Genomic DNA, 17432 nt, shown 5'->3' with positions numbered 1-17432 from the left:
ATGAGCAAAAAAATCGTCGCTTTAGGTTTGCTCGGGGTTGTGGCGTTGGGCGTGTTTCCGCTTGTATTTCATAATCCGTACTACATTCATCTGGCCGAAACCATCCTGATTTACGCCATCCTGTTGTTCGGCCTGGATATTGTGGTGGGGTATACCGGCCAAGTGTCACTTGGCCATGCAGGATTGTTTGGAATCGGTTCGTACACAACGGGGGTATTGGTATTCAAACTGGGCTGGCCGTTTCTGCTGGCTGCACCGGCTAGTCTGGTAGTGACGTCATTATTTGGTGCCCTGATGGCGCTTCCCGCATTGCGGGTCACAGGGCCTTATCTGGCGATGGTGACGCTTGCCTTCGGCACCATCACCGGCATATTGATTAATGAAATGTCATTCCTCACGGATGGTCCAATGGGCATCAAGCTCAACAAGCCTTCGTTCTGGGGTTACAAGCTTGACGAGGTCCAGTATTTTTATCTGGTCGCCGTATTGATGGTGCTGTCGTTAATTGTGGTCCACCGGATTTTGAAATCGCACCTGGGGCGCGCATTCGAGGCACTGCGCGATAGTCCAATTGCGTCCGATTGTATGGGCGTCTCGGTCTATCGCTACAAGGTATACGCCTTTGTCATCAGTGCTGCATTGGCAGGTCTGGCGGGTAGTTTATATGCGTATTCGGAAGAGTATATCTCTCCCAATACCTACAATTTTGAACTCACTATCCTGTTTCTGCTGGCTGTCATTATGGGCGGTCGCAAGAGCCGTGTCGGCTCGCTAATCGGGGCATTGATTGTCGTGATGTTGCCAAGCTTGTTGTCCGACATTGCATTGTTTCGGGATATCGCCACAGTGATCGCAGTGGCGGGAGTTGGATCTGGTGCTTTCTTGCTATTCAAAAAGCGCAAGACCGCACGCGAACTGGCGGTCCCTGTGTTCGCCACCGTCGGCCTGGCGATTTTTGCCTATCGCCTGGAAAATATTACCGATTGGCGTCTGACGATATTTGGATTAATGACATTGTTCGTGGTGTATTACCTGCAGGACGGTATCGTCGGTTTTGTGCGCGGCATCTTTGTCAAAAAAGGGATCGCTGCCCGCAAGCAGGGCACAGTCGTTACTGTCCCCGATAGCATCTGGGCCGGGACTACTGGCACGGTTGAGATCGGCACCAATTTGTTGAGCGCCAAACAATTATTGATGCAGTTCGGCGGCTTGAAAGCATTGAACCACGTTGATTTGAATATCGTTAAAGGTTCAGTGCATGGACTGATCGGTCCTAACGGCTCCGGCAAAAGTACCATGATGAACGTGTTGACCGGTATCTACAAACCGACTGCCGGCCAGGTTGAGTTCAATGGCCGGATAATTTCCGGTTCGACGCCGTCTGCGATTGCCTTGGGTGGAGTTGCGCGCACGTTTCAAAATGTGCAGCTGTTTGGTGAGATGACTGCGACCGAAAATGTCCTGGTTGGCTTGCACCACACTTTCCGTAGCAATGTCCTGGATGTGATGTTCAGTACCCGCCGCTATCGGGACGAAGAAAAAGCAGCGCGAGTTCGCGCCGCCAGCATCTTGCAATTCGTCGGCCTTTCCGATCTGGCAAATGAAGAAGCGCGCAATCTTCCCTACGGCAAGCAGCGTCTGCTTGAGATCGGTCGTGCTCTCGGCTTGAATCCGGAACTGTTGCTATTAGATGAACCGGCCGCTGGTTTGACTGCGCCGGATATTGTTGAGTTGATCGCGATCATTCACAAGATTCGGGATCATGGCATCACCATCATCTTGATTGAGCATCATATGGATGTGGTCATGACAATTTCCGATACCGTCACCGTACTCGATTTCGGGCAGAAAATTGCCGAGGGAAAACCAGCAGCAGTACAGGCTGACCCTGCGGTGATCGAAGCGTACCTCGGCGGCAGCGTGAGCGATCCCGAGGTTATCGATCATCCGATACCATTAACGTCTAGCGAAGCGGAGGCATGAGATGCTGTCAATTTCCAATCTACACGCCGCTTACGGCAAAGTTGAAGTCTTACACGGTATTTCTCTAGAGGTGCCTAAGGGGAAAGTAGTCACGCTGGTCGGCTCCAACGGAGCCGGCAAGACCACCACCATGCGCGCTATCTCAGGCATGCTTAAACCACGTTTGGGAACTATCACGTTAGGTGGCAAGGATGTTACCGGACTCGATTCGCATAAAATTGCACGTGCCGGTCTAGCGCATTCGCCTGAGGGGCGACGCGTGTTTGCGACCATGAGCGTGACGGATAATTTGCTATTGGGCGCGTTTCCGCGTTTCACGAAAGCCCGACCACGCGGCGATATTGCGCACGATCTCGAGAAGGCGCTGGAGCTTTTTCCACGCCTGAAAGAAAGACAGACGCAGCTGGCGGGTACGTTGTCCGGTGGCGAGCAGCAGATGCTCGCGATGGCGCGCGCAGTCATGCTTAATCCGGAAGTGATTTTACTCGATGAGCCATCCATGGGGCTTGCCCCCATTTTAGTGGATGAGGTGTTTCGCATCATCATGCGTCTGAAGGAGCAGGGCATCACTATGTTGCTGGTGGAGCAGTTTGCTGCAGCTGCTTTGAACGTAGCGGACTATGGCTATGTGTTGGAGAATGGTCGTATTTCCGTCCACGGCCCGGCCGAAAAATTACGGAACGATCCAGCAGTGCAAGCCGCTTATCTGGGCGGTGGTCAACACTGAGCATCAGGAATTGAGCCCTGCGCTTTGATAGAGTATCCTGGTAAAAAAAAGCCCCGCATCCTCTGATTTGAGGGGCGGGGCGATTTTTATTTGAGCCAGCGTTTGATGATTATTTTGCCTGTGCCGGCGGGGCTGATTTGTTGGTTCTTGACACCATCCATCCCCCACCCAACACGATAACCATTGCAACGATGTACACAATGTATGTCAGCCAGGGAACGCTATCCCAAAACCCTGCTATCAGCGGTTCGGCGATAATCATATGCACTGCGGTGTACACCAAAATCGCGGCACCGATATAAATAGTAACGGGAAATTTCTCGATCAGCTTTAACGCTAAGGTCGATCCCCACACCATAATCGGTACCGAAATCAGCAGACCGATAATGACCAGGAAAATACTGCCGTGCGCTGCACCGGCAACGGCCAGCACATTATCGATCCCCATGACCGTGTCAGCAATAATGATGGTCTTCAGTGCTGAAGCCATGCTATTGATTTTGCTACCTTCGATTTGATGACCGCTGGAGTCGCTCAACAGGCGATAGGCAATCCACAACAGTGCGGCGCCACCAATTAACAACAATCCCGGGATTTTCAATAGCCAGACGACCGCAATGGTCATTAATACCCGCGTGATAACCGCACCGAAAGTCCCCCAGATGATGGCCTTTTTCCGTAGGTGGTCAGGAAGGTTACGGGCAGCCATCGCGATCACGATGGCGTTATCCCCGGCCAGAACCAGATCAATCACCACGATCGACAAGAGCGCCGTAAAAAATTTGGCCATATCCCAGTCGGCCATGCCCAGCATTGCTAATAAATTTGAAACATCCATAAAATCTCCGTCGACATAAATGTAAAGTGAAAGCCGCTAATGACGCTAAATTCGACGCTAATCTCTAACAGAATGGAGGATGGCAGGATTGGTGAGGAGAACGCACGACACAATGCCCGCATGGATTCCATGCTGACAAAGGTCTTGCTCAACAGATCAGATCAATCTGTCAGGGTAACCGGGTGCAGGCGTTGTGCCTGTTCCGTGATGACGACTACCGTGTAAAGCGTTAACGTCGCAGCTAGATGCTGAACGGTCAAGCTTGAGAGCTACTCCCCTTTGGAGGGCGGCGCCGAACTGGGTGCCGCTGGTCGGTAGTGTACTACAAAACAATTAAAGGCAGGAAATATAAGAAGGGGGAGTGCCTAAAATGGCAGCAGATTCGCCTAATCAATGGCCACTTATGTGGCAATAAGAGGTGGGCAACAGGTGTTGGGCATTAAAGTGTATCCAAACGATCCAGCGAGTCCGCCGCCTGCGCCTGCATAGCGTTATAGGCCGTCACCTCCATTTTTCGCAATTGCTGATACACCATGCCAAGACGCGGGTTGCTCCCAAGCTGCTTTTCATTGCGCGCAAAAAAGTCCCAGTAAAGTGCGTTATACGGACAAGCGCGTTCGCCCACGCGAAGTTTTTTATCGTAATAACATCCTTTGCAGTAATCGCTCATCCGATCGATATAGGCCGCGCTCGACACGTACGGCTTGGTCGCCAACAGGCCGCCGTCGGCAAATTGACTCATGCCCAATGTGTTCGGCAACTCCACCCACTCAAACGCATCAATGTAAATGCCGAGATACCAGTGATGGACCTCAACCGGATTCAATCCGGCTAGCAAGGCAAAATTTCCGATCACCATCAAGCGCTGGATATGATGGGCGTGCGCCTGTTCCAGAGATTGCGTAATGGCCAGCGAAAGACAGCGCATGTTTGTCTGCCCGGTCCAAAACCATATTGGCAACGGGCGCTCATGCGCAAATACATTTTGCGCCGCATAATTTGGCATGTGAGTCCAATACATGCCGCGCACGTATTCACGCCAACCCAAAATTTGCCGGATAAAGCCTTCGGCAGCAGCTAGCGGGACCGCCTCAGCACGCCAGGCGGCAACCGCCTTCGCTACTACCTCCGCGGGTACCAGCATTTTGGTATTGAGCGCGAACGACAGCATGGAATGGAATAAGCGCCAGGCTTTGCTGCTCATGGCATCCTGAAATTGGCCGAAATACGGAAGCGCGTCAGCTATAAACCCGTCCAGTTGTTGCAATGCCTCCGACCTATTCAACGGCCACGGAAATTGCGCAGCATTGGGACGACCGAAACTCTGGACGCCAGCCGCTTCGATCGTTTCCCATAGCGTCGAATGATCATGGGTGACACGGCCATCCGCGGGTTCGGAAGGCAGCCCCGGCCACGATTTACGATTATCGTGGTCATAATTCCACTGACCACCCACTGGCTTGCCATCGGCTTCCAGCAGTACGCCGTGTTTGATCCGCATCTGTCGATAAAAATGCTCCATCAGCCATTTTTTACGTCCGCCGAACAGTTCAGCCGCCTCTTCACGGCGCGTATAGAAATGTTCACTATCCACCATTTGACACGCGATTGATTGCTGCTGAACGTAGTCTGCCAGTTGCCGATCAAGACGCCATTCGTCCGGCTCCTGATACTCGAACGCTTTAGCGTGATAGTGGAGAATCAGCTGGTCCAGATTTGCGGGCAATGATTGCAGGTTGGCAGGATCGTCAATTGTCAGATAATGGACCTGGTGCCCAGCTTCGGTCAGTTGTCTGGCGAAGTCCCGCATACCCGCGAAGATGGCGATGATTTTTTGCGCGTGATGGTGTACATAATCCGTTTCTTGCCTAATTTCCATCATGATGATGTGGACATCATCACGCGGTTGTCTGAACCAACTGTGCAACGCATTGAGCTGGTCACCGAGAACCAGTCTGATGGTCGGCTTTTTAGTCATTTTGTCTCCGTCGTTACGGCTTCAGCGCCAGGACTTTTGTGGCGGAACAATGATCAAGGAATGTCGTGAGGTGAATATTTAATTGCCCGATGATCCATGGTGACACTACCGCGAAAGGTGGTGCGCACGCGCCACCGATGAAGATCGACTACGTGCCGGATACTGGGATCAGATGATTTTACTGCCAGCCTTGCAGCCACCGGCATCGATCAGTCAACTCACGCCAGCGCAAAGAAAATCGTCGCCCCGAATGAACTGCCTCCAGTTCGATGAGATCGATTTCTGTGGCGGGCGCCTCCGGCGATATGACTTTCGTGACCAGAAAATGCTTCTCCTTGTTACTGGGAGACGTGGCAGTCCATTTGCTGAGCAACAGTTTTTTCGCGTTAAGTTGAGAGTCAGCCTGAGGATGCATAGTGCGTAATCCTGAGTGAAATAAAGGAAGAGTTAGAGAGGGAGTTCGGAACCAGCGGTATTGTAGCGTGCATTCGTCGACAGGCAGGGTAACCCTAACCTTTTCGCCAATAATCCGCTTGCATATAAGCGCGGCGTAAAAAATCGACGAAGGCCCGTATGCGCAGTGGCAAATGTCGCCGTTGCGCAAATACCGCATAGATATCGTTGCCGGGTGCTGCAAATTCGTCCAACACGCTCACTAATTGGCCCGATTCGATCTCAGTGCCAACTTCCCACATTGAACGCCACGCCAGACCTTTGCCGTGGATCGCCCAGTCATGCAATACCTGACCGTCATTGCAAAACAGATTCCCCGCGACTTTAATGGTCACGACTTTGCCATTTTGACGAAAAGTCCAACCGCGCTGGCTGGCATCACCGCTCATGGCGAGACAATTGTGCCTGGACAAGTCGTCCAGCGATTGCGGTTTGCCATGCCGTTTGATGTAAGCAGGCGACGCAACGACGATGCGCTTGTTATCGGCCAGTTTGGTACCGATCAGCGTCGAGTCCGATAGTGAAGCGATGCGAATGGCGACATCCACCCCTTCACCAATCAAATCGACCACGCGATCATTGAGATTCAGGGTAAGTGTGACGTCGCGGTGCTCGGCTAAAAAGGACGGCATCAACGGTGCGACGTGCTGACGACCAAAGCCCGCAGGTGCGGAAATCAGCAAATGTCCGCTGGCATGAGCGCTGCGCTCGGAGACCGCAGATTCAGCATCTTCAAGATCGGACAAAATGCGCTGGCAATCCTCCAAAAAGGCCTCGCCTTCATTGGTCAGCGCGATTTTGCGGGTCGTGCGTTGAAGCAGTTTGACTCCCAGACGCTCCTCCAAGGCATCGAGGCGACGCCCTATCATGGCAGGTGCGATGCCTTCGGCACGCGCGGCCGCGGAGAGACTGCCCTTGGCAGCGATTTCCACAAAAGTAGAAATTTGCTTAAATTGGTCCATCGAGTGCGTCACTTTCAGTTTAATGGCTGCGGATTTGCGCTCATGGATGTTGTAAAAAAGGTCAGCATTACCGATCATTTCCATGAAAGCTTACAAGTTCCGGCTACTTGTGACTAAAACGCATAGATCATGTGATAAATGGTTCCACCTATGATGATTTAGTTTAAATATACTCTATAACGTAAAATCAGTAGAATGCTATTTCAGCTTTTGAATACTGAACATCGTGCATTAGGGAATGTAGCGGTGCACAATACGGCACTAATGCAACCTGCTTATGCAACTTATAACTGAGCAAACACGTAAAAGTAAATTGCACCCCCGAATTTAATATCGAAAAACAGGAGCAACGCATGACACAACTGACACTACCAGCAGGGCTAGAAATTAACGGCAAGATCCAGGCTGGATACGAAGAAATTCTGACACCGGACGCACTTGCATTGGTCTTGAAGCTAAGCCGGACCTTTGAAGCACGCCGTCAGGAATTGCTGGCTGTCCGGGTCGAGCGCGCCGCCCGTCTTGACGCTGGTGAGCGTCCAGACTTTCTGGCCGATACTGCACATATCCGCAATGGCGACTGGAAAATTGCGCCGATTCCGCAGGCACTGGAATGCCGCCGCGTAGAAATTACCGGCCCGGTTGAACGCAAGATGGTAATCAACGCCTTCAATTCTGGCGCTGACAGCTACATGACGGACTTTGAAGATTCAAACTCGCCAGTCTGGGATAACCAGATTACTGGCCAGATCAATTTGCGTGATGCGATTCGCAAGACAATTTCGCTGGAACAAAACGGCAAATCATACAAACTGAACGACAAAGTGGCGACACTGGTTGTGCGTCCACGTGGTTGGCATCTGGATGAAAAACACGTATTGGTCGATGGCAAACGTGTCTCAGGCGGTATTTTTGACTTCGCCTTGTTCATGTTCCATAACGCCAAAGAACAATTGGCGCGCGGTGCTGGTCCTTACTTCTACTTGCCGAAGCTGGAATCTCATCTGGAAGCGCGCTTGTGGAATGATATTTTCGTCATGACACAAAACGAGTTGGGTCTGCCACAAGGCACAATTAAAGCGACTGTCTTGATCGAGACCATTCTGGCCGCGTTCGAAATGGATGAAATCCTTTACGAACTGCGTGAACATAGCGCCGGTCTGAACGCTGGTCGTTGGGATTACATCTTTTCGTGCATCAAGAAATTTAAACTCGACAAAGACTTCTGTCTGGCCGACCGCGCTAAAGTCACCATGACAGCGCCGTTCATGCGCTCTTATGCGTTGTTGCTGTTAAAGACTTGCCACAAGCGCAATGCGCCGGCAATCGGCGGTATGGCCGCGCTGATCCCTATCAAAAACGATCCGGAGAAAAACGACATCGCTATGGGTGGCGTTCGTACCGACAAGGCACGCGACGCAACTGACGGCTATGACGGCGGTTGGGTAGCGCATCCGGGTCTGGTCGAGTTGTCGATGGCTGAGTTCAAAAAAGTCCTGGGCGATAAGCCTAACCAAATCAGCAAGCAACGTGACGACGTCAATGTCACAGCAGCTGAATTGCTGGACTTTAAGCCAGAAGCCCCGATCACCGAAGCCGGTTTGCGTTACAACATCAACGTCGGTATTCATTACCTTGGTGCCTGGTTATCCGGTAATGGTTGCGTTCCGATCCATAACTTGATGGAAGACGCTGCAACGGCCGAAATCAGCCGTGCGCAAGTCTGGCAATGGATCCGTTCAACCAAAGGTGTACTCGATAACGGCAAAAAAGTGACCGCCGAAATGGTGGTTGCGATGATTCCGGAAGAACTCGCCAAGGTGAAAGAATTGGTCGGTAACGGTGCAACCTATGACCGCGCGGCCAAAATATTCGAAGAAATGTCGACATCGTCGTCTTTCGCCGAATTCCTGACATTGCCACTGTACGAAGAAATCTAAGATGCATTAGATGCGCATCGAATGTGCATTTAACTGGATTGCGGCCTTAAGGCCAATTCCATTAAAAAAACCGATCTTATGATCGGTTTTTTTTATGCGTAGAACAGAAGGAGGTGATTTTGATTGGAAAAAAATTTCTTCGATTCAATAAATAGGCGGGTTTTCAGGTTGAGAAATGGGGTATCCTAAAACGCAAGATTACCTATTTGCCAAGCAGAAGGCTCCTCATGCGAAATATATTACGGGCAATAAATCCGATGAACAGCGTCAGAGCTTTTCTGGGGCTGTTTTTTTTCGTCTTCACGTGGCTCCGTCGTGAGACTAAAAATCGATCTTGCGATAGATCTTGCAATGGATTTGGCGCACGATTTTCTTCCCCTTCTGTACCCTGCGTGGCGCTTGCACTCTCACTTTTATGTGCGCCAGCAGCTCAAGCGGTCTCACCCGGCAAGGTGAGCAGTTTTTCTCCACAAGGCGACATTACGCAAGTCCGACAGGTGCGTGTGAAATTTTCTGAAGCCGCGGTCAAATTCGGCGATCCCACAGCCCCGATCCCGTTTGATATTACTTGCAAAGAAGCCGGTAGCGGACGTTGGGCCGACGACAAAAACTGGATTTACGATTTTGTCCGTGATGTGCCGCCCGGTACGCGTTGTTCTTTTGCGCTGAAACCAGACTTTACGTTGCTCTCCGGTGCGGGAATAAACGGTAGAAAAAGTTTCCAATTCAGCACCGGCGGTCCCGCCGTTGTTCAGATGATTCCCGGCGGAGACGCAATCGATGAGGAACAAATCTTCATCCTGATACTAAACGGCCCTGCCACCAGCGAGAGCGTGCTGAAGCACGTGTATTGTGAAGCGGAAGGGGTACACGAGCGGATTCCCGTTAAATTGATTAGCGGAGCACCTCGCAAGGCGCTGCTTGAGCAATTCGCCGACAAAATCAATCCGGATGCTGTTAGCACCGTCCAGTGTCAGCAGCGCCTGCCGAACGACAGCGCGGTTCGTCTGACATGGGATAAAGGTGTGATGTCAGCTTCCGGCATTGCAACGACCCAACCGCAAGTGTTCAAGTTTCAGGTGCGTCCCAGCTTTACTGCCAGCGTGAGTTGCGAGCGTGAAAATGCTAACGCCGCCTGCGCGCCTATTTTGCCGCTTCGTATTCTATTCACCTCGCCGGTATCACGTAAGCTGGCTGAAGCCGTAACGCTGAAAACTGCGAACAGCAAACTAACGCCTTTTTTTGAGAAAACGGATACCGATGACACCGTTTCCCAGATCACGTTTAAACCGCCATTTGCAGAAAAAGCAGAACTGTCCATCCTGTTGCCCGATGGGTTTCAGGATGAGAGCGGCCGTGCCTTAACGAACGCCAGTACATTCCCGATCAAAGTCCGCATGGCTGACTATCCGCCGCTGGCCAAATTTCCGTCAGCGCCATTTGGCATCATTGAGCTCAATGCCGATGCCACGTTACCGGTCACGTTGCGCAGCGTCGAAACCACTATGCTGGCACGTAGCGCAGATGGGAAAGTCAATCCCGGCAATGTCAGTAATCTCAAAATCAGCGACGATCAAAACATCATTGCGTGGTTAACCAAGCTCAACCAGTATCACGAAACGACGATTACAGTCGGTAAAAAACTGGTCGAAACGCGCAGTATTGGATTGCTGGCAAAACAAGCTGGTGCCAAAACGTTGACCTTGCCGCCATCCCCCGAATCTAAAAATGGCGTCCGACCATTCGAAGTCATCGGGATTCCGCTAAAAGATCCCGGGTTTTATGTGGTTGAACTCGAATCGCAGAAATTGGGTCTTGCCCTGTTAGGCAAGGCTGCGCCGATGTATGTGCGCACCAGTGCGCTAGTCACCAATTTGTCGGTCCACGTCAAGATAGGCCGACAAAACGGCGCGATCTGGGTGACAACCCTTGACAATGCCAAACCAGTCGCGGATGCCGATGTCAGAATTGCCGATTGTCGTGGTACCGCGCTATGGCGCGGAAGAACCAACAAGATGGGCGTTGCCATGGTGCCGGAATTTCCAGAAGATGGATGCCGCAGCGGCCGGGACAGTCAGCCAGGACAAATTGACGGGCTGTTTGTCAGCGCCCGCAAGACCGACGAAAAAGGGCGCGCCGATATGGCCTTCGCCTTAACATCCTGGAACAACGGAATTGAATCCTGGCGTTTCAATTTGCCGATGGATAACGACAAATCGGCGACGGTGCGCGCGCATACGGTATTCGACCGCACCCTGTTCCGCGCCGGAGAAACCGCATCGATGAAGCATGTCATTCGGACTGAAACCATGCAAGGTTTCGGTTTGCTAGCCAAAGATAAGTTGCCAACCCGGGTTCGCATCACCCATCAAGGCAGCGGTCAGGAGTTTCAATTCCCCCTGATCTGGCGTGATCAGAAAAATGCCGAGACTGTATTTGCTATTCCTAAAGAGGCTAAACTTGGACGCTATGAGGTTGTGTTGGATAGTGGAGTAGTAAATAAGGATAGCAGCAACGACGCTGACGGCGCTGACGATAACGAGAGTAATGATCAGGATGCGAACGGCGCCGGAGCGCGCAGTTACAGCAGCGGTAGCTTTCGGGTTGAAGAGTTTCGCCTACCTGTTTTACAAGGGCGAATTACGCCGCCGAAAATCCTCATAGCGCCAACCGATGTTCCGCTTGATGTGCAACTAAATTACCTCAACGGCGGTGGTGCCGCGGGACAAGCGGTGCATATCACCAGTCTGTTACGGGCCAAAGCGATCAGCTTTTCTGCCTATGATGGCTATTCTTTTACCGCGCCCAGCGATGGTGACAGCGATAATTCTAACGGCATTGATGATCAGAAAATTGTAGCCGACAAGTTACCCATAACACTGGATAAAAACGGTGGAGGCAAAACGGTCATAAAAGACCTGCCCAGTATTAATATGCCGAAGGAACTCCTGACCGAGATGACCTACGCCGATCCCAATGGCGAGATTCAGACGGTATCCAGCGTCACGCCGGTCTGGCCCTCAGCGGTGATCGTCGGTTTGAAAGCAGGCGAATGGATATCGGTGAAGAAAAAATTGACCTTAACCGCGGTTGCACTTAATCCGGCGGGTCAGCCACAAGTCGGGGTTCCAATTGAAATCAGTGGTCGTTCCAAGCAAACCAACTCGCATCGCAAACGTATGGTGGGCGGCTTTTATGCCTATGAAAATACCAGAACCAGTGCGGATCTGGGGACGCTATGCTCGGGTAAAACCGATGCCCGTGGATTGATGATCTGTACCGTCGAATTATCAGAAGCCGGGAACGTCGAATTGACCGCCAGGGGCAAGGATGGCAGCGGCAAAGTATCGCAGGCCACCAGTTCGGTGTGGGTCACAAAGCAGGGCGAGCTGTGGTTCGACGGCGAGAATCAGGATCGCATCGATATTTTGCCGGAGAAAAAACATTATCAAGCGGGTGAAACAGCCAAGTTTCAGGTGCGCATGCCATTTCGTTACGCAACGGCGTTGGTTGCCATCGAGCGCGAAGGCATCATCGAAACCCAGGTCATGCAGCTAAGTGGACAAGACCCGACCTTTAGTCTTCCAGTGAAAGCCAGTTACGGTCCCAATGTGTTCGTGTCGGTATTGGCGGTGAGAGGCCGCATGCGGGATATTCCCTGGTACTCATTTTTTACATGGGGATGGAAAGAACCGTTGAACTGGTGGAGTGAGTTCAAGGAATATCAAGCACCCGGTACCACCGTTGACCTCGCCAAGCCGGCCTACAAGTTCGGCATCGCAGAAATCATGGTGGGAACGGCAGCCAACCAGTTGGCAGTAACGGTGAAAGCCGACCATCCAAGTTATGCCATTCGCACGACCGCCAAAGTAACGATCCAGGCCAATCTGCCAAACGGCAAACCGGCCGCAGGGGCAGAAGTTGCCGTGGCAGCGGTCGATGAAGCGTTGCTGGAACTGGAGCCGAACCGCAGCTGGGATTTATTGGAGGCGATGCTGCAACGTCGCAGTTATGGGGTCGAAACCTCGACGGCGCAAATGCAGGTAGTCGGCAAGCGCCACTATGGTCGTAAGGCCATTCCTGCAGGCGGCGGTGGCGGCAAATCACCCACGCGGGAACTGTTCGACACCCTGTTACTGTGGAAGCCAGTCATTGTGCTGGACGCCAATGGGCAAGCGACGATTGATGTGCCCTTGAACGATGCCTTGACCAGTTTCAAGATCGTTGCCGTAGCGCAAAGCGGTGTCAGCCTGTTCGGCACCGGATCGGTGAGTATTCGCTCAACGCAAGACCTGCAATTGATTTCCGGCTTGCCGCCGCTGGTACGCGAAGGCGATAATTTTAGCGCATTGGTAACTGTGCGGAATACGACAACACGGGCGATGCAGGTCCATGCCACTGCCAACCAGTCAACGGCCTCGCCAGTAGCGCCAACCATGCCACCGCTACCAGCCAGGGATGTCAATATTCCGGCAGGCGAGTCACGCGAGCTGGTGTGGCAAGTCACAGCGCCGGCAGACGTCCCGCAACTAAAATGGGAAATTAACGCGCAGGAGCAGGGCGGCGCTAAGGTCAAAGATAGTATTAAATTCACGCAGCGGGTAGTGCCCGCTGTGCCGGTAACGGTGCAGCAAGCGAGCCTGTTTCAGCTCGATAAGGCATTTTCTCTTCAGGTGCAGCAACCAACGGATGCGTTACCAGGGCGCGGTGGCGTGGCGATCTCGTTGTCGCCGTCGCTTGCGGGTAACAGTGAAGGAATACGACGTTACTTTATTGCGTATCCATTCTCTTGCCTTGAGCAGCAGGCCTCGCGTGCAATCGGTTTGCGGGACGATGGGTTATGGCAAAAAGTGATGAGCGGCTTGCCGACCTATCTCGATAGTGACGGCCTGGCCTATTACTACCCGCCGAATGAAAGTAACGCGCGCCGTGGAAGTGATACGTTAACGGCTTATTTATTGGCAGTCACGCAGGAATCCGGATTCGCCATTCCGCAGCAAAGCCGCGACAAAATGCTGGATGGATTAACCGCGTTTGTTGAGGGAAAAATTACCCGGGATTTCTGGTCGCCGCAAAAAGATCTGGACGTGCGTAAATTGGCGGCATTAGAGGCACTCTCCCGCTATGACCGCGCGCGCCCGTCTATGCTCGGTTCGATTCAGTTATCGCCAAATCTATGGCCGACCTCAGCGGTGCTCGACTGGATCAATATTTTACAGCGCGTCACAGGCATTCCCGAGCGGTCAAAGCGTTTAGCCGAAGCAGATCAAATACTCCGCGCCAGACTGAACTATCAGGGCACCCGAATGGGCTTTTCTACGGAGAGCAGCGATTATTGGTGGTGGTTAATGGCGGGCGGCGATGTTAACGCAACCCGGCTCGTGCTGACCGTACTTAACGATCCAGCGTGGAAAGACGATATGCCAAAATTGATCAATGGCGCGATTCAACGACAGTCCCGAGGGCATTGGGCAACTACCACGGCGAACGTATGGGGAAGTCTTGCGATGCAGAAATTTGCGCAAAAATTTGAAACCGAAAAAGTGGCAGGCGTGACCAAAGTGGCGCTTGAGCAGGGAACCAGCGCACCGAACGGACAGAGCGCTCAAAGTTATAACTGGCCCACAGCAGGTGGCGGCGCATTGCAATTGCCATGGCCTGCATCAACAACCCCTGCGACGTTAAAGCTTAATCATATTGGAGCAGGCGCGCCTTGGATCACCGTCCAAAGTTTGGCGGCGGTTGTGCTGAAGAAGCCATTTTCTAGTGGATATCGGATCAATAAAACCATCGTCCCGATCGAACAAAAGGAGAAGGGGAAATACACCCGCGGGGATGTTTTTCAGATCAACCTGACAGTGGATGCCCAGAGCGATATGACCTGGGTTGTCGTCACCGATCCCATTCCGGCCGGTGCGACCTTACTTGGGTCCGGGCTGGGCCGCGACTCCGCCATTTCCACCACCAGCGAACGGCCGAGCGGCAGCGCGTGGCTGGCGTATGAAGAGCGCAGTTTTGAAGCATTCCGAAGTTATTACGAGTATGTGCCCAAGGGGAAGTTTACGATGACCTATACCTTCCGCATTAACAATCCCGGTGACTTCAGTTTACCGCCAACGCGGGTTGAAGCAATGTACGCGCCGGAAATGTTTGGTGAAAGTCCAAATCCGGCATGGACGGTCAAATAATAATACGGCGGCGCGTAAGTCGCCGCTCAGTTAGGAACAGAGGGCGGTGCGTGCTATCGTTCGCACGGAGAAAACGATGATGTCAAAAGCGATCTTATATCCGCGTTGGCGACAGGCTTCTCAAGCCATCCGGCGCTTCGTGCTCGCCAGCCTGTTGCTGGCATGCGGTGCGACCTCGGTTCATGCGCTGCAAACATTTACGCAGGTGAAACACGAGTTCCGTAGCTCCGAAGCCAGTTTGCTGGATCGCAAAGGCGCGTTGCTGCAGCAAATCCGGCTGAATCCGAACGAGCGCCGTTTGTCATGGGTGGGCATTGAAGATGTTTCCCCGGCTTTACGGAACGCCTTGATCGCATCCGAAGACAGACACTTTTATCAGCATAGCGGCGTTGACTGGAACGCCGTTGCGGCAGCCGCATGGGGCAATCTATGGAACAGTAAAACCCGTGGCGCATCGACTATCACCATGCAACTGGCGGGATTACTGGACGACGATTTAAGACGTCGCAATGCACCGCGTACGATCAGCCAAAAAATGTCGCAAGTGGTGGTGGCGCAGCTGCTTGAGCATCGCTGGCGCAAAGATCAAATTCTCGAAGCTTATTTAAATCTGGTCAGTTTTCGCGGCGAGTTAGTGGGCATGCACGCTTTGTCCCGTGTGCTGTTTGACAAGCATCCGAGCGGTCTGGATCAGCGCGAAGCGGCGATTGCGGTAGCGCTGATTCGGGGGCCGAATGCCACACCGGCGCGGGTCGCCGAACGCGCCTGTCGTATCTTGACGGATCAGAATGCCGCAGCCGAATGCAAGGGACTGGCTGGCTTCACCTTGCTGGCATTGGCAAGGACCGGCTCCAACTCAGAAGTGATCGTGACCACGACTGCACCGCAATTAGCGCCCCATCTGGCGCGTAAATTACTAAAAATACCAGGGCAATCAGTGCGCTCCACGCTGGACGCCGGGGTGCAACGGTTTGCCAACGATGCACTGCGACGGCAGATGGCGTCGTTGGTGGAGCGGAATATCGAAGATGGCGCCATCATCGTGATCGACAATGCCAGCGGCGATGTGTTGGCATGGGTGGGGTCTAGCGGATCGTTTTCCAACGCCGCCAATGTCGATGGCGTGGTGGCATTGCGTCAGGCCGGATCAACCTTGAAGCCATTTTTATATGAAATCGCCATCGAGAAAAAATGGATGACCGCTGCGTCGATTTTAAACGATGCGCCCATCAATCTGCCGACCGCCAGCGGCTTATACATTCCTCAAAATTACGACAAGCAATTTAAGGGTCTGGTGAGCGTCCGGACAGCGCTAGGTTCGTCGTTGAATATTCCTGCAGTCCGCACGCTGGTGACGGTCACGCCGACGACCTTCTTTGATCGTTTGCAGCGACTCGGTTTTGGCCTTCGCGAATCGGGCGACTTTTATGGTTATAGTCTCGCACTAGGCAGCGCCGACGTCAGTTTGCTCGCGCTGACCAATGCCTATCGTGCGCTGGCCAATCAAGGCCGCTATAGCGGTATCCGCACGGCGCTGGCTGATGCACCTGTTCAGATGCGCAAGGTAATGTCGCCCGACGCCTCTTTTATCATCGGCGATATCTTGTCTGATCGCGGCGCGCGTAGCCGCACTTTCGGTTTAGAGAACGCGCTTTCGACGCGGGTCTGGGCGGCGGTCAAAACGGGTACCTCCAAAGACATGCGCGACAATTGGGCGGTCGGCTATTCGGACCGTTATACGGTCGGCGTCTGGGTCGGGAATGCCTCCGGGTTGCCGATGTGGGACGTCTCCGGGGTCACCGGCGCCGCGCCCATCTGGCAAGAGGTCATGCAATACCTGCATCAGCGTCAGCAGACACCCCAACAAATCCCGGTAAGGCCCGAAGGTGTGGTTGCGCAGAGTATTCGCTATCAGGACAAGATCGAAGCGCCGCGTCAGGAATATTTCATGGCGGGTACCCAACAAAGTCTGTTGGTGACCGCCAAATCGGACGATATCGACGTCGCGATACGCTACCCGACTCCCGGTATGTTGGTCGCGCTGGACCCTGATATCCCACCGCAGCGACAACGCGTGCGATTTACTGCGGACGGGTTATCGCATGGCACCTGGCGCCTCGATGGTAAATCGCTAACGTCACCGGTTGCGTTCGCTAAAACAGTCGCAGGAAAAAATATTCCAAAAGGAGAGCGCGTAAAACCGCAGCAGCTTGCAATCGATTGGATGCCATGGCCTGGCAGGCATACGTTGGAACTACTGGATGAAAAAAATGCGGTGGTCGATCAAGTCAGATTCGAGGTGCGCGGTGCAGTAGAAAAGCAATCGTCCAACACACCGCTTTCCGGAATACGAAGTCGTTAGC

9 protein-coding genes are annotated in these 17432 nt (G+C 52.9%); 5 read left to right on the top strand and 4 right to left on the bottom strand.

Going from position 1 to position 17432, the window contains the following annotated elements:
- Both JQN73_RS00310 and JQN73_RS00305 read left to right on the top strand, forming a co-directional pair.
- A complete protein-coding gene (locus JQN73_RS00310; protein ID WP_205321133.1) occupies positions 1-1983 on the top strand; it encodes an ATP-binding cassette domain-containing protein in 1983 nt (660 codons plus the stop codon).
- A gap of 1 nt (position 1984) precedes the next feature.
- The gene (locus JQN73_RS00305; protein ID WP_205321132.1) at positions 1985-2710 is read left to right on the top strand and encodes an ABC transporter ATP-binding protein; all 726 of its coding nucleotides are present in this window, start codon (positions 1985-1987) and stop codon (positions 2708-2710) included.
- 109 nt (positions 2711-2819) lie between these two features.
- Here the strand turns inward: JQN73_RS00305 and JQN73_RS00300 are convergent, their stop codons facing one another.
- The 4 genes from JQN73_RS00300 to JQN73_RS00285 all read right to left on the bottom strand — a co-directional run bounded on the left by JQN73_RS00300 (position 2820) and on the right by JQN73_RS00285 (position 6941).
- Positions 2820-3548, bottom strand: a complete 729-nt coding sequence (locus tag JQN73_RS00300) for a TerC family protein (RefSeq protein ID WP_240162371.1) — start codon at positions 3546-3548, stop codon at positions 2820-2822.
- 439 nt (positions 3549-3987) lie between these two features.
- The gene (locus tag JQN73_RS00295) at positions 3988-5526 is read right to left on the bottom strand and encodes a cryptochrome/photolyase family protein (protein ID WP_205321131.1); all 1539 of its coding nucleotides are present in this window, start codon (positions 5524-5526) and stop codon (positions 3988-3990) included.
- Positions 5527-5704: 178 nt separating this feature from the next.
- Positions 5705-5941: a TIGR02450 family Trp-rich protein gene (locus tag JQN73_RS00290; RefSeq protein WP_205321130.1), complete on the bottom strand. Its 237-nt coding sequence runs from the start codon at positions 5939-5941 to the stop codon at positions 5705-5707.
- Between the two features lie 94 nt (positions 5942-6035).
- The gene (locus JQN73_RS00285) at positions 6036-6941 is read right to left on the bottom strand and encodes a LysR family transcriptional regulator (RefSeq protein ID WP_205323087.1); all 906 of its coding nucleotides are present in this window, start codon (positions 6939-6941) and stop codon (positions 6036-6038) included.
- Between the two features lie 353 nt (positions 6942-7294).
- On the opposite strand from JQN73_RS00285, the gene aceB reads away from it, so the two are divergent.
- The 3 genes from aceB (at position 7295) to pbpC (ending at position 17431) form a co-directional block, all read left to right on the top strand.
- Positions 7295-8881, top strand: coding sequence for a malate synthase A (aceB, locus tag JQN73_RS00280; RefSeq protein WP_205321129.1), 1587 nt, complete (start codon positions 7295-7297; stop codon positions 8879-8881).
- Between the two features lie 392 nt (positions 8882-9273).
- Positions 9274-15069 (top strand): alpha-2-macroglobulin, encoded by a 5796-nt coding sequence (locus tag JQN73_RS00275; protein WP_240162370.1) that lies wholly within the window; start codon positions 9274-9276, stop codon positions 15067-15069.
- A gap of 79 nt (positions 15070-15148) precedes the next feature.
- Positions 15149-17431, top strand: a complete 2283-nt coding sequence (gene pbpC / locus JQN73_RS00270; protein ID WP_205323085.1) for a penicillin-binding protein 1C — start codon at positions 15149-15151, stop codon at positions 17429-17431.
- Position 17432: the final 1 nt, after the last annotated feature.

The organism is Glaciimonas sp. PAMC28666 (assembly GCF_016917355.1).
Taxonomy (GTDB): Bacteria; Pseudomonadota; Gammaproteobacteria; order Burkholderiales; family Burkholderiaceae_D; genus Glaciimonas.
Note: the sequence above shows the minus strand (reverse complement) of the source record. Positions and strands in the feature narration are given on the sequence as shown.

Excerpts from the sequence above, each read along its gene's own strand:
- JQN73_RS00310 (WP_205321133.1), top strand. The coding sequence starts at position 1 with ATGAGCAAAAAAATCGTCGCTTTAGGTTTGCTCGGGGTTGTGGCGTTG.
- JQN73_RS00305 (WP_205321132.1), top strand. The coding sequence starts at position 1,985 with ATGCTGTCAATTTCCAATCTACACGCCGCTTACGGCAAAGTTGAAGTC.
- JQN73_RS00300 (WP_240162371.1), bottom strand. The coding sequence starts at position 3,548 with ATGGATGTTTCAAATTTATTAGCAATGCTGGGCATGGCCGACTGGGAT.
- JQN73_RS00295 (WP_205321131.1), bottom strand. The coding sequence starts at position 5,526 with ATGACTAAAAAGCCGACCATCAGACTGGTTCTCGGTGACCAGCTCAAT.
- JQN73_RS00290 (WP_205321130.1), bottom strand. The coding sequence starts at position 5,941 with ATGCATCCTCAGGCTGACTCTCAACTTAACGCGAAAAAACTGTTGCTC.
- JQN73_RS00285 (WP_205323087.1), bottom strand. The coding sequence starts at position 6,941 with ATGGACCAATTTAAGCAAATTTCTACTTTTGTGGAAATCGCTGCCAAG.
- aceB (WP_205321129.1), top strand. The coding sequence starts at position 7,295 with ATGACACAACTGACACTACCAGCAGGGCTAGAAATTAACGGCAAGATC.
- pbpC (WP_205323085.1), top strand. The coding sequence starts at position 15,149 with ATGTCAAAAGCGATCTTATATCCGCGTTGGCGACAGGCTTCTCAAGCC.